Source organism: Coprococcus intestinihominis (assembly GCF_040096555.1).
Classification (GTDB): Bacteria; Bacillota; Clostridia; order Lachnospirales; family Lachnospiraceae; genus Coprococcus_A; species Coprococcus_A intestinihominis.
This window is the reverse complement of sequence record NZ_JBBMEK010000080.1, coordinates 1-12404: the sequence shown is the minus strand read 5'-3', so window position 1 is coordinate 12404 and position 12404 is coordinate 1. Positions and strand designations below refer to the sequence as shown.

Annotated in this window: 13 protein-coding genes and 2 pseudogenes; all 15 read left to right on the top strand. The window is 44.9% G+C overall.

Translation table 11 applies throughout. The annotated features are described in order from the left end of the window. Positions 1-301, top strand: a pseudogene (locus tag WMO25_RS08015) (hypothetical protein); the annotation flags it as partial. A gap of 55 nt (positions 302-356) precedes the next feature. Beyond that, complete coding sequence (locus WMO25_RS08010; RefSeq protein WP_118110284.1) at positions 357-737, top strand: hypothetical protein; 381 nt, start codon at positions 357-359, stop codon at positions 735-737. Between the two features lie 55 nt (positions 738-792). After that, the gene (locus tag WMO25_RS08005; protein WP_253059878.1) at positions 793-1206 is read left to right on the top strand and encodes a head-tail connector protein; all 414 of its coding nucleotides are present in this window, start codon (positions 793-795) and stop codon (positions 1204-1206) included. Continuing rightward, entirely contained in the window at positions 1175-1657 is a 483-nt protein-coding gene (locus WMO25_RS08000; protein ID WP_253059876.1) for a DUF6751 family protein, read from the top strand. Before WMO25_RS08005 ends, WMO25_RS08000 begins: the two co-directional genes overlap by 32 nt. Next, entirely contained in the window at positions 1657-2040 is a 384-nt protein-coding gene (locus WMO25_RS07995; protein WP_349084875.1) for a minor capsid protein, read from the top strand. The genes WMO25_RS08000 and WMO25_RS07995 overlap by 1 nt, the downstream gene beginning before the upstream one ends. A 1-nt stretch (position 2041) precedes the next feature. Continuing rightward, on the top strand, positions 2042-2494 hold the full coding sequence (locus WMO25_RS07990; protein ID WP_195659644.1) for a hypothetical protein: 453 nt from the start codon (positions 2042-2044) through the stop codon (positions 2492-2494). Continuing rightward, the gene (locus WMO25_RS07985) at positions 2473-2964 is read left to right on the top strand and encodes a hypothetical protein (RefSeq protein ID WP_253059875.1); all 492 of its coding nucleotides are present in this window, start codon (positions 2473-2475) and stop codon (positions 2962-2964) included. The genes WMO25_RS07990 and WMO25_RS07985 overlap by 22 nt, the downstream gene beginning before the upstream one ends. 36 nt (positions 2965-3000) lie before the next feature. Beyond that, positions 3001-3432 carry a DUF6673 family protein gene (locus WMO25_RS07980; RefSeq protein WP_276688738.1) on the top strand — a complete coding sequence of 144 codons (432 nt, stop codon included), beginning with the start codon at positions 3001-3003 and terminating at the stop codon, positions 3430-3432. After that, complete coding sequence (locus WMO25_RS07975) at positions 3425-4024, top strand: bacteriophage Gp15 family protein (RefSeq protein WP_117636140.1); 600 nt, start codon at positions 3425-3427, stop codon at positions 4022-4024. Before WMO25_RS07980 ends, WMO25_RS07975 begins: the two co-directional genes overlap by 8 nt. Before the next feature lie 243 nt (positions 4025-4267). Next, positions 4268-7756, top strand: coding sequence for a phage tail tape measure protein (locus WMO25_RS07970; RefSeq protein WP_349084872.1), 3489 nt, complete (start codon positions 4268-4270; stop codon positions 7754-7756). 3 nt (positions 7757-7759) lie between these two features. Next, positions 7760-8479 carry a hypothetical protein gene (locus tag WMO25_RS07965; protein ID WP_276688752.1) on the top strand — a complete coding sequence of 240 codons (720 nt, stop codon included), beginning with the start codon at positions 7760-7762 and terminating at the stop codon, positions 8477-8479. After that, on the top strand, positions 8480-11692 hold the full coding sequence (locus WMO25_RS07960; protein ID WP_349084870.1) for a phage tail spike protein: 3213 nt from the start codon (positions 8480-8482) through the stop codon (positions 11690-11692). A gap of 11 nt (positions 11693-11703) precedes the next feature. Next, a complete protein-coding gene (locus tag WMO25_RS07955; protein WP_276688758.1) occupies positions 11704-11835 on the top strand; it encodes a hypothetical protein in 132 nt (43 codons plus the stop codon). Continuing rightward, entirely contained in the window at positions 11801-12217 is a 417-nt protein-coding gene (locus WMO25_RS07950) for a hypothetical protein (protein WP_117636136.1), read from the top strand. Before WMO25_RS07955 ends, WMO25_RS07950 begins: the two co-directional genes overlap by 35 nt. Continuing rightward, positions 12218-12404 (top strand): annotated as a pseudogene (locus tag WMO25_RS07945) (hypothetical protein); the annotation flags it as partial.

Below are 12404 nucleotides of genomic sequence, written 5' to 3'. Positions count from 1 at the left end.
GAGAGCGATCACATCCATTGATGAAGTGGAGATTCCGGACAGCGTACCGTCCGATATGATGAAAACTGCATATGACTTCACAGAGGGCTGGGAAGTTGATACTCAGGCAGATCAGATCAACATGTGCCTGGTTCATCCGCTGGCAGTTATCACACCTACAAACTATGAATTCGCACAGCTGGATCCACCGTCTGCCGGATCTGAGGGTAAGTGGGAATACTTCGAGGAATCCTTCGAGGACGTATTCTTGCTTCCGAACAAAGTTGATGCGATCGCATTCAACATCACAAAACATTCATAAGATGGACGTTACGGGAGGAGCCAATAGGCTCCTTTTCCCGTAGAAAGGAGAATCAATGTTAAAAGCAAGAAAAGCAAACAGAGTGGTCAAGATCCCGGACGAAAAGAAGAAAACATATATCGCTCTGGGGTATACGATCACTGATATGGACGGTAACGTGCTCCATGAACACGTAGAACCGAGCGAAAAACTGGCTGAGGCCGAGAAAGAGATCGAGGATCTGAAAGCAAAACTGGAAGAGGCTTCCGAGTATGCAGAAAAAGCAGATAAGAAGATCGAGGATCTGGAGAAGAAAAACGCTGAGGCCGAGAAAGAGATCGAGGATCTGAAAGCTCAGCTCACTTCTGCAGGTGCAGAACAGGCAACAACTCCGGATCCGGAACCAGCTCCGGCATCAAAGAAATCCACAAAGGCATCCTCTAAGGCTGAGAAATAAGCCTCAGAGGATCTTTCCTGTTTAGACGGGAAAATCTACGGGAGGTGTATTAAAAATGTCTGACGAGGCTATACGGACGCCATACGTTGACTATGATTACTATTCCAAAGACTACAGAGGTACAGAGACAAGCAAAACCACTTTTGAGCAGAATCTGAAATGGGCTACGGCTCTGATAGATACAATAACCTTCGGACGGATCAGGAGCCTGGAGGTTATCCCTGACTGCGTGAAAGATGCGATATGCTGTGCAGTTGAGAAATACTCCACATACCAAAAACTCCGGAACCAGGAATTGAAGTCTGAGAGCAACGATGGATATTCAGTATCATACGCCGATGCCGGGAAAGAATCAGATATGCGTCAGGAAGTGATCGCTGACATGAAGATCTATCTGTCCGGCACTGGCTTAACGTACAGAGGGAGGTCAAGAAAGTATGATTACAAACCAGGACATCACTATTTTTAACCTTCGTCTGAACAAAGAAACCCGGAGGGAGGTTTTTATCCCTACCAACATTTCGGAGGTATCATTCGTGGATGCGAGATCTTCCGGAGGATCAGCCTCAGAACGTGAAGAGAATCTGCATTTTAGGATCAGGATCCCAGTAAATGCCAGAGTGCAGGATTCACGGACATACATCTCAGAGGACAAATACAAGCTCCTAGACGATGAAGAGGCTAAGAAACATTGGACGTTACAGAAAGGCTGTTACATCATTACCGGAACCATTTTCTACAATGAAGAATGGAAGTTTGATGATTTTGATTTCAGCAGTGGAGTTATCACATCGTCACGGATCCGGGACTTCCTGGATCTTTTTAAGTATGACCGTGATATCGTTCATGTTACTGAGTATGCAGACAACACCCGGAGGGGATCCGATGCCGTAAAACACTGGAGGGTAGGTGGTGCTTAGTGGCTTTTAAGGAGATCACGACACCGAAAGGCGTTATCATCCAGGGAAAGAACGGAAAAGCAGAACTAAAGTGGGATCCTTCATTTGTTCCAAAAACGAACCAGAAGTTTACCCGGATGCAGAAATTCGTTGATTCTGAGGTGCTGCGGAGATGCAGTCCCAGAGTACCTTTTCAAACTGGAACGTTGGAGAAATCCGGAAAACTGGGAACCACAGTAGGAAGCGGAATTGTGGAGTATATTGCACCATACGCCAGAAAACAATACTGGGACACTTCCGAAACTAGAACTTATGATCCGAATAGAGGAGCTAAGTGGTTTGAACGAATGAAGGTGGCTGAGAAAGCTGAGATCCTGGAAGGTGCAAGGAAAATAGGAGGATAGCATGGCTGATTCAATCCTGGAGGGCATTGTCGAACATATTACGGCATGCCCTCTTTTGCAAGATGGGGTATTCCGTGTGGATGCCTTGGGGGATCAGGCTGTGGAGTACACGATCGAAACCGGAATCTTTGATCCCGTGATTAAACGGTACATCAACGGAGATGAAGTGAGACAGTATCAATTCAATTTTGGAAGTAGAGAGTATTACTCTATGGATCGGATCCAGAATATCCAGAACAGCGCATTTTATGAGAAATTCGCAAACTGGATCGAAGATCAGAACCGCAAAGAGGTCTTTCCGAATCTTCCGGAAAATTGCTATGCGGAGAAGATAGAGGTGCTTTCCAATGGGTACATGCATGATGGATCCATGAGAAACGCCAGATACCAGATACAATTAAGATTGATTTACCAGAAGGAGGTAGCACAAGAATGTCAAAACGAACAGCAGTAATGCGTCACATGATTGCCGATTACCTGAATGTAGGAACTACTGAAAAAGCGGAGTATGCACTCATGGGAACCGGATTTACTACCCTGGACGAAAGCCCAGGAGCACAGACGGAATCTGTGAAATACGTCAACGAGAAGAGTTCTTCTTCTTCCGTGACCGGATATGAAACCAGCTTTCCTTTTGAAGCTGATCACATCCAGGAGGAGAAAGCTGTTGACGCTCTTTACATGGTTGGAAGAAATCATTATACCGGATCCGATGCAGAGTTTGAATATGTAAGAGTTGAACTTTGGAACAAAGGAACCGGAACAAATGAGTTTGAAGCAAGAAAATTCCTCGTTTCATGCGAGGTATCTGATTATTCCGGAGAGAATAAGCAGGTTGTCAAAGGAAACCTGAATGCAGTTGGGGATCCGATCCTTGGTACATTTAATACTGAGACAAAAACATTCACAGCGGCTGCCGAGTAGGGAGCTGCTGATTTTTAATTCAGGAGGTAAAGAAAAATGAGTAAAGTTACCATTAACGGAGTAGATCTTGAGCTTGATCTTATGGATGCAGACGTAGTAGAAAAATTTGAGGATCTGAACAAGGGGATCGTGAAAAAGATCCAGGATCCTAATGCGTATGAAGGCTTATCAACGGCTGATGGAATGAGATATCAGTGTGCCTGCGTAAATGAATACTTCGATGAACTGTTTGGAGCCGGAACAGCCGAGAAGGTGTTCCACAAGAACAATAACCTGGGAATCCGTATGGAGGGATTCGCCCAGGTAACTGCATTGTCTGGAGAGGCGAAAGCCTTTATGGATGATCTTTCGGCAAAATACGGATCTGGAAGAGTACAGAACAGACAGCAGAGAAGAGCTGAACAGAGAAAAGGTGGCAAAAACAAGCACCAGAACAGAAACAATTTTAATGCCGTAAACAATGGCTAACATCATTCTGGACGTGCTTCCTGAAACAGTAGAAATAGACGGTGCGGAGTATCGGATCAATTCCGATTTCCGCATTTCTATTCTGTTTGAATTACTCATGCAGGACGATGAGGTGGGAAAACGTCAGAAACTTATTCAGGGGTTAAAACTTTATTACCCGGAGATTCCACAGAACATGACAGAAGCGGTCGAAAAAATGATCTGGTTTTACAGATGCGGCAGAGAAACCGAGAATGATCGCTCAGGATCCGGAGGAAGCGGATCAAAGCAAGTATACTCGTTTGAATATGACGATGACTATATCTATGCGGCTTTCCTGGAGCAATACGGTATTGATTTACAAGATGTGGAGGATCTTCACTGGTGGAAGTTCAGGGCTTTATTTAAGGCACTGGGAGAGGACACGGAGTTTGTAAAGATCATGGGGTATAGAAGTATCAACATAACCTCCACGATGTCTAAGGAACAGAGAGAGTTCTACAAGAAAATGCAGACTGTACACGCCCTTCCTATCCCGGATGCCGAAAGAGAGGCAAATGAGCTCCTGACAGAAGCTCTGCTACATGGCGGAGATCTTACCGGATTGGTATAAGGAGGTGGCTGCATAGTTTGAAAATAGACAGAAAGAAGTATACCCAGGTGGTTTGTCCTGCATGTGGGTATCGGATGCCTCTTTTCTTTACTGAGGAGGCAGAGTGTAAGGGAGTGCAAGTAGCTTGTAAAGGGCGAAAGTGCTCTAATGTTTTTGAAGTGAAAATTAAATACGGACAACAGATTAAGTAGTGCCATTATGAGCCGATAATCCATTGTTTGCCCTTAAAGTGAGGTGAAAACATTGGGCTATGATGGCACACTAAAATTTGATACCTCCATAGATTCTTCTGGATTCCAGGACGGTATCAGTAAAATTGGTTCCTGTGCTTCCACTGCATTAAAAGCTACAACTGCGATCATCGGAGGAGCGGCAACAGCTGTAGTGGGGATCGGAACTGCGGCGATCAAAACCGGAGCAAACTTTGAATCGTCTATGTCCAATGTGGCAGCAATATCCGGAGCTACCGGGGATGAATTGAAAAGCCTGACGGATAAAGCAAAAGAGATGGGTGCTAAAACGAAATTTAGTGCTTCTGAATCGGCGGATGCCTTTTCTTACATGGCGATGGCTGGATGGAAAACTGCCGACATGCTAGACGGTATTGAAGGTATTATGAACCTGGCGGCTGCTTCCGGAGAGGATCTGGCAACAACCAGTGATATTGTTACCGATGCTTTGACGGCTTTTGGGCTATCCGCATCGGATTCTACGCATTTTGCAGATATCCTGGCAAAAGCATCATCCAATGCCAACACCAACGTAGGCATGATGGGAGAGACATTTAAGTATGTTGCACCAGTTGCCGGAGCTCTTGGGTTCTCTGCGGAGGATTGTGCTACAGCAATCGGGCTGATGGCTAACTCCGGAATTAAGGCGAGCCAGGCAGGTACTTCTCTGCGAAGCATCTTTACCAGAATGGCGAAACCGACTAAGGAAGTCCAGGGAGCTATGGATGCCCTTGGAATATCTCTGACAAAGAGTGACGGATCTATGAAATCTCTGAATGAGATCATGGTGGATCTGAGAAAAGGTTTCTCCGGACTGACACAAGATCAGAAAGCTCAAATGGCTGCCGCTTTAGGCGGACAGGAAGCAATGTCTGGATTGCTCGCAATCGTAAATGCTTCCGATGATGATTTTAACAAGCTATCGGATTCTATCGCAAACTGCGATGGTGCTGCCGCTGATATGGCGGAAACCATGAACGACAACCTGAGTGGACAAATTACGATCCTGAAATCAGGTTTAGAAGGTCTTGCTATTTCCTTGTACGAGGAGATGCAGACACCATTAAAAGATATTGTCAAAGAAGCCCAGACGATGGTCCAGGGACTGCAAGAGGCATTCAATGACGGTGGACTCGATTCCCTGGTGACAAAAGCCGGGGAAGTTATGGCTCAGATCGTAACCGAGGTTGCACAAGCGGCACCGAAACTGATCGGAACTGCTGAAAACCTCGTAGGTTCCTTTATCCAGGGAATCGTAGATCACAAGAGCGAATTTGCAGCTGCCGGAGCAACGATGGTTGCGGAACTGGTACGTGCGATCACGGATGTTGCCGGGGACATGTGGTCGGCTGGAATTTATCTGTTTACGGAATTTCTCCAGGCGATGACAGACCATTCAGAAGAAATGGGACAGTCCTTCGGTGAAATGATAAGTAAAATTGGCGAGGCTGTTCAAACAAACTTGCCATTGATTATCCAGGCGGCAAAAGATTTTGTTGCCGGATTCTGCCAGGGGCTGAGTGAAGAGTTTCCTGGTGTTTCTGCTTTGCTGGATGGATTCTTCCAGGGATTTTTAGATACTGCCGGGGAAATTGTACAAGGTGTCGTAGATCTGATTGGAGATATTTTCTCCGTGATCGACAGCCAAGATCCGGCTACCATGGAAGCGATCGGAAAAGCGATCGGAACCATTGCAGCGTCTATTGCGGCACTGAAAGTTGCTAAAGATGTTGTAGGATCAGTAAGCAGTCTTTTCTCTATCCTGAAAACGTTCAAGGGTGGAGTTTCCGGAATTGTCGGAGTAGTAGGAAAAGCGGTTGAAGGGTTTGCCCTCTGGAAGGGCGGAGCAGGAACCCTGGGAGAAGTAATTGCATTAGAGTTCCCTAAACTGGCTGCCTTTGGAACAAAACTCAGCGGACTTGCTACAACAGCAGGATCCGTGATGACAAAGATCGGATCATTTATCGGCTCTGCGGTCTCTACGATCGGAGAGTTTTTTGCTACCTTCGGAACAGTCATTGCCGGGGTAGAATCTATCATAGCTGGTGCGATACTTGCGGTCACAAATTTCATTGACATGTTCAAGAACGGATTCAGCATAATAAAAGATATCCTGATGGGAGTTGGAATTGCCCTGGCTGCGGTTGGAGCAGTAATCCTGGGAGCACCTGCACTGGTAGCGGCTGCGATTGCAGGAATTGTATTTGCGGTTGCAAATCTGGTTATCGTGATAAAGGAACATTGGGATCAGATCGTTGAATTTATTCAGCAAATCCCATCAAAAATCGGTGAAATTGTAGATGCCGTGGTTGCCTGGTTTGAGGCTTTACCTGGACGTATTTCTGAGTTCCTATCTCAGGTTATTTCGGGGATCCAGGAGTGGGGATCTAATTTACTGGAATCTGCATCACAAGTGGTAAGCGCTGCGATTGATGCGATCGTGCAATTTTTTACAGATCTTCCATACAAGATCGGCTACGCCCTGGGATTTGTCATCGGGAAGCTGATTGAATTTGGTATAAATGCGGTCAACTGGGTAAAAACGAATGTTCCGATCATCATTGATAACATTGTTACATTTTTCAGTGAATTGCCAGGCAAGATCTGGACATGGCTCACGAATACCTATAACAATTTTGTTACCTGGGGAAGCAACATGCTCCAGAAAGCACGAGAAGCGGCACAGAACGTAATTGATACAGTTGTGACATTCTTCTCCGAATTACCAGGAAAGGTACAGCAATGGCTCCATAACACGCTCCAGAACCTCATTACATGGGGATCTAATATGCTGAGCAATGCCAGAACAGCTGCAAGCAACACGATCGCTACAATCGTGAACTTTTTCTCTCAGCTTCCAGGTAAGATCTGGACATGGCTGTGCAATACAGCATCAAAAGTAGTTTCCTGGGGATCGGATCTGATGTCCAAGGGACGTGAAGCGGCTAATAAGCTGGTAAATGCTGTCCTGAACGGAGTAAGAAACTTACCGTCACAGATGATGTCGGTCGGACGAAATATCGTAACAGGTGTATGGAACGGAATCTGCAATGCGGCTGGATGGTTCAGAAGTCAGGTTAGGAGCTTCTTCTCTGGAATTGTTGACGGAGTAAAAGGCGCTCTCGGAATACATTCTCCATCAAGAGTATTCGCAAAAGAAGTTGGACGATGGATCCCACCTGGCGTTGGTGTTGGTATCGAAGATTCCATGCCGGATCTGGAGAAACAGACAGATAAAGAAATGGAAGCTCTTGCGGATCGGATGCAGGCGGCAGTAAATGTCGAAACCGGAAAGATCACGCTGGACAAGAACACAAGCCAGACATACAAAGTTGAACAGGAAAACGGACAATCATTTGTTGAAAGCAAAACTGAGGTTGTAATCGAAGGGGAGACGCATGTACACGTTGACCTGGACGAAAAGGAGATAGGTCACGCCACAACACCTATCGTAGATAAAGACATGGGTAGAATAGACACCCATAAAAAGAGAGGGGGTTAATGAATGCCAGTAAAAGTAACGGGCGTGTCTTTCGATGGCGCCCATTCATATAATGACTGGGGATTGAAGCTGAAAAGCGTGTCTATCGGAGTTCCGAAAGCAAAGACTGTATACGTTAGCGTAAATGGCATGAATGGATCCCTGGATCTGACAGAAGCTCAGAATGGTGGCGTAGTGTATGAAATGCGAACACTGAAATTTACATTTGATGCCAGAGATTGCAGCTACATCCGCTGGACTGGACTAATCAGCAGAATTGCGAGAGCGATCGAGGGGAAGGAAAGGCGGATCATCTTGGATGTCGATTCCGGCTATTATTATACCGGACGGTGTCATATTGACACTAAGAAAACCAATGAGGAACTTGCGGAAATCAGTATTGAATGTACGTGCGATCCTTATAAGCTGGATGTCACATCTTCCAATGAACCGTGGAAATGGGACACGTTCAGCTTTATAGATGGAGTGATCCGGAATACTTCAGACATTGACATCAACAGTCCGACATCCTGGAAAGAGATAATCCTGGACGGATATCCGTATAACGATACGCTGAAAATTATTTCAAACGCCTCAATGAAAGTAAAATACAGAAACGGAACGTATGATATATACGCTGGAGAAAATATCATGTATGACATTGAACTTTACGAGGGAGAGAATAAGCTGTACTTCCAGGGTAAAGGAAAAATAACAATCGTTCACAGAGGAGGTATGTTGTAAATGTATACAATTAAGGCTTTTGTGGATGGGAAAGAATACATGATCCATAACCCACGGGTTAAGGCACTAATAGTCGGGGATCCCTACTACCAGAAGGGAGATAATGTGAACGGGCAGGCTGAGTTTTCAGTCTACCCGACACACCCGTATTACCAGTACGTGAAAAAGCTCACTACTGACATTGTTTTCTACAAAGATGGAGTAGAAAAATTTGCTGGGCGAGTTCTCTATGATGACGAAGATTCCAAGGGTGTTAAGAAAGTATTCGTCGAAGGAGAACTTGCCTATTTTTGTGACAGCATTCAGAGGCCGACAGTGTATCACAATATTTCGGTCAAGAATTACCTGAAAACAGTAATTGACAATCACAATTCCCAAGTTGAGGAGAGAAAGCAATTCACACTGGGACGTGTATCAGTTACGGATCCGAACGATTCTCTATACCGGTACGCTAACTGGGAGACTACCAGGGAAACCCTAAAAGATAAGCTGGTAGACAGACTGGGAGGGCATCTTGTAATCCGGAAAGAGGATGGCATCCGCTACCTGGATTATCTGAACGATGATGAATTTTATACCCAGAACAGCCAGGAGATCAGGTTCGGAAAGAATTTGCTTGATTATTCTAAAAACATGGACGCTTCCGACCTAGTAACGTGTGTTATCCCTCTGGGGGCGAAATTGGAGGAATCCAGCATTGAAGGTCTGGAAGAGAGACTGACAATCAAAGAAGTGAACGGGGGCGTTGATTACGTCTCTGATGACAGTGCAGTAGCAGCTTACGGAAGGATCTACAAGACCGTTACGTGGGATGATGTAAAAGTAGCATCAAACCTGATGAAAAAAGGACGGGAATATCTGAAAAGCGTACAGTTTGAGAATATGGTTCTTGAATTGAAAGCTATTGATCTGAATCTGACGGATGATGATATCCAGGAGTTCGAGGTCGGAGATCTGATTCGTTGTGTTTCTCCTCCACATGGGCTTGATTCAAAATTGCCATTGTCAAGCCTGAAAGTATATATTAGCAATTTTGCTAAGAATACCATTACATTAGGCACGGAAAAACAGAGCAACACTTACACATCCTCAAATAGCCATACAGCCGAGGAAATAGAAAAGACTATAAATTCTATACCGAGCAAAGGAGAAATCCTCCAGGAGGCGTTACGGGACGCTACGAACCTATTAAACGACATGAACCAGAATGGTAATGCGATCCACACAAAAAATGAGTTCATTGTCTCAGATACTCCAGGAGTAGCCAACGCAAAGAACCTCTGGAGATGGGGGCTGGGCGGACTTGCTCACTACAGTAATGGATATGACGGTCCGGCTGACGGAGTAGCACTCACGATGGATGGTAAGATCAACGGAAAGATGGTTATGGCAAACAGCATCGTGGCAGAATCCATAGATGCAGGCTACCGAACTTCCGTAGAGAAGAAGATTTTTGAAAGTGAAACGGCTGCGAAAGATCATGCAGACAAATCCGTAAGAGTAGCCCGTGAGGAGATAGAGAACTCCATAACCAACATGGAGAACAAAATTGCACTGTCCGTAAGAAGTGTGAAAGAAACAGTTGCCAGAAAGAACTACATTGCCGGAGGAGAGCAGGAAACGCTTGATATCGGCAAATTTACGTTATCTGGAGCAACCGGAAACTGCAAGGTTGAAAAATCAGAGTTCCGGAATACAAAAGCATTTAAGCTGACATTTACCGGATCCGGATCAGTAACACTGACACAAAATCTAGGGATCCTGGAAGCTGGAAAATATAAGATTGCTGTTGAAGCAGCATATCCGGAAGGATCGAAGTACCGCCCTTCCTACATCCAGTATGGATTTTCGGAGAACAAAGCCACCTCGTACCTGAGTGGATATAATCCGGATGAATTTAATGCTTTTAGCAAGGAAGTACTGATTACCAGGGCGTCAAAATCTGTGGCAGTGACAGTATACGGATATTCCGGATCTGTACTGTACATAACAGACATTCGCTGTCTCAGGGATATGCAAGAGCTTCTGGATGACATAGACGCCAAACTGGAGGTCGAAGTTGGGAAAGTAGCTGCATCGGTCAAAGAAGTATATACCAATGTTCAACACGATTACTGCCAGAACGGCAGTTTTTCTGATTCTGAGGACGCTTTCAAAAACTGGTACAGATCAAATACAACCTACATCACGAAAGTTCAGGATGGATCGAAGAACTGGGCGTTGTTGGATCGAGAGACACAGACATCCAGCTATTACCTGAGACAAATTGTAAAAGTTCCAAAAGCAGGCCCATTTACAGTGAGATTCAAGGCAAAGTGCGGAGAAGGTCAGACATCACGGATCCGGATCTATTTTGCCGGAACCAATAAGTACACAGATGCCGGAAGCGTAACAGAAACGTATAAAACTTTTGAGCTAGAGTTCAATAATGTAACTGCCAATTCTTGGTACTTCTATGTTTACAACTATACTTCCGGAACAAAAGTTTATATCACGGATATTGAGATCCTGGGGTATATCTCAGGATATTCGGAAAGCCAGCTTCAAGTGCTGAAAGATTCTATCGAATCCGAGGTGTCAAGAGCTACCGCCGGAGAAGAAAAACTTTCTTCGTCGATCAAGCAAAACGCCACAGCTATTACCTCAAAGGTAAGCAAAGGAGAAATGGGATCTTACATCACACAGTATTACAACAACGTGATTATAGCTTTCAATAAAAACTCAAAATACGTGCAGATCAACCCAGGAGAAATTGCTATTTACAATTACGGAGTAGAGAACTCTAAGAAACGTGCTGTATTCGATGAAACGGGTAATCACTTTTACAGAGATGGGTATTATGTCGGAGCGATCGGCACAAACCAGTGGGCAGGGAACAATGCTCATAAGGGATTAGTGTTCGATTTGGAACCACAAGGAAAGTATATGGCATTTGCTCAAAAAGCAAGTTCCTCAGCTACTTCCTACACTACTATGTTGTGTTTTAGCCGTGCAAACAGTATTTACGATGAATACGGAGTGAATCTGGGATGCAATTTGATTGGAAACTGGTATACATTAAAAAATTTCAAAATTGGAAGCATATCAGCAGGAGGATATACGGCTTTTAGCGGAGCGATACCGATTGTGTGCGAGATAACAAACAATGGCAATAGATGGACGTATTCTCATTTGAGAGTATACAACGGAATTATTGTCGGCTACTGGAATTAGGAGGTGAGAGCATGGAACTTATTTTTCCGAAAGGTGAAGAACCTAAAAAAACAGCAAAAAACAGTGTAGCTGTAGGAACCATCAAAAGAGAGCAGGAGGTAGAAAAAGATGGAAGAGAGAAAGAAACCAACCAGACCGTTTAGTGTGATTTATGCAGATGCAAAACAAGCTCTGACAAGGCAGATTGGAAATACAATGGCGGCTTACGGGCTGCCTATTTTTATGGCAGAAGGAATCCTAAGTGGGATCCTGGCTGAGATCCGAACTAATGCCGGAAATGAGTTGGCAGACGATACCGCAAGGTATGAGGAAGAACTAAAGGAGTATTACGAAGCCCAGACTAAAGAGATGCAAGAGACTTTTGAAAAAGAGAAAGCTGACCTGATCCAGGCTTTTGAAAATCCGGTCGATCCGGAGGATCCTGGAGAAGCTCCCAGTGCAGAACCGGATCCGGATCCAGAACCACAGACCACGGAAGAGAAACAGTGCATTGAAGAGGAGACTGAAATCGAGGAGGTGGACTAAATGGCAGATATCTCTCAAGAGGTTGAACAGCTGAGAAACGCTGAATACGGGGAAGAAGTACGAAGTGCCTTTATTTCCTGCATGGAAAAGATACATGAAGAAAACGAGAGTTACAACAACATCAAGACCGAAGTTGCAAAATCAGCTGCTACCATGAAACAGCAGGTGGAGGCGATCGACACGAAGT

Coding starts and splice junctions, on each gene's coding strand:
- WMO25_RS07950 (WP_117636136.1), top strand. CDS start 11,801: ATGGAAGAGAGAAAGAAACCAACCAGACCGTTTAGTGTGATTTATGCA.
- WMO25_RS07975 (WP_117636140.1), top strand. CDS start 3,425: ATGGCTAACATCATTCTGGACGTGCTTCCTGAAACAGTAGAAATAGAC.
- WMO25_RS07955 (WP_276688758.1), top strand. CDS start 11,704: ATGGAACTTATTTTTCCGAAAGGTGAAGAACCTAAAAAAACAGCAAAA.
- WMO25_RS08005 (WP_253059878.1), top strand. CDS start 793: ATGTCTGACGAGGCTATACGGACGCCATACGTTGACTATGATTACTAT.
- WMO25_RS07985 (WP_253059875.1), top strand. CDS start 2,473: ATGTCAAAACGAACAGCAGTAATGCGTCACATGATTGCCGATTACCTG.
- WMO25_RS07960 (WP_349084870.1), top strand. CDS start 8,480: ATGTATACAATTAAGGCTTTTGTGGATGGGAAAGAATACATGATCCAT.
- WMO25_RS07965 (WP_276688752.1), top strand. CDS start 7,760: ATGCCAGTAAAAGTAACGGGCGTGTCTTTCGATGGCGCCCATTCATAT.
- WMO25_RS08000 (WP_253059876.1), top strand. CDS start 1,175: ATGATTACAAACCAGGACATCACTATTTTTAACCTTCGTCTGAACAAA.
- WMO25_RS07990 (WP_195659644.1), top strand. CDS start 2,042: ATGGCTGATTCAATCCTGGAGGGCATTGTCGAACATATTACGGCATGC.
- WMO25_RS07980 (WP_276688738.1), top strand. CDS start 3,001: ATGAGTAAAGTTACCATTAACGGAGTAGATCTTGAGCTTGATCTTATG.
- WMO25_RS08010 (WP_118110284.1), top strand. CDS start 357: ATGTTAAAAGCAAGAAAAGCAAACAGAGTGGTCAAGATCCCGGACGAA.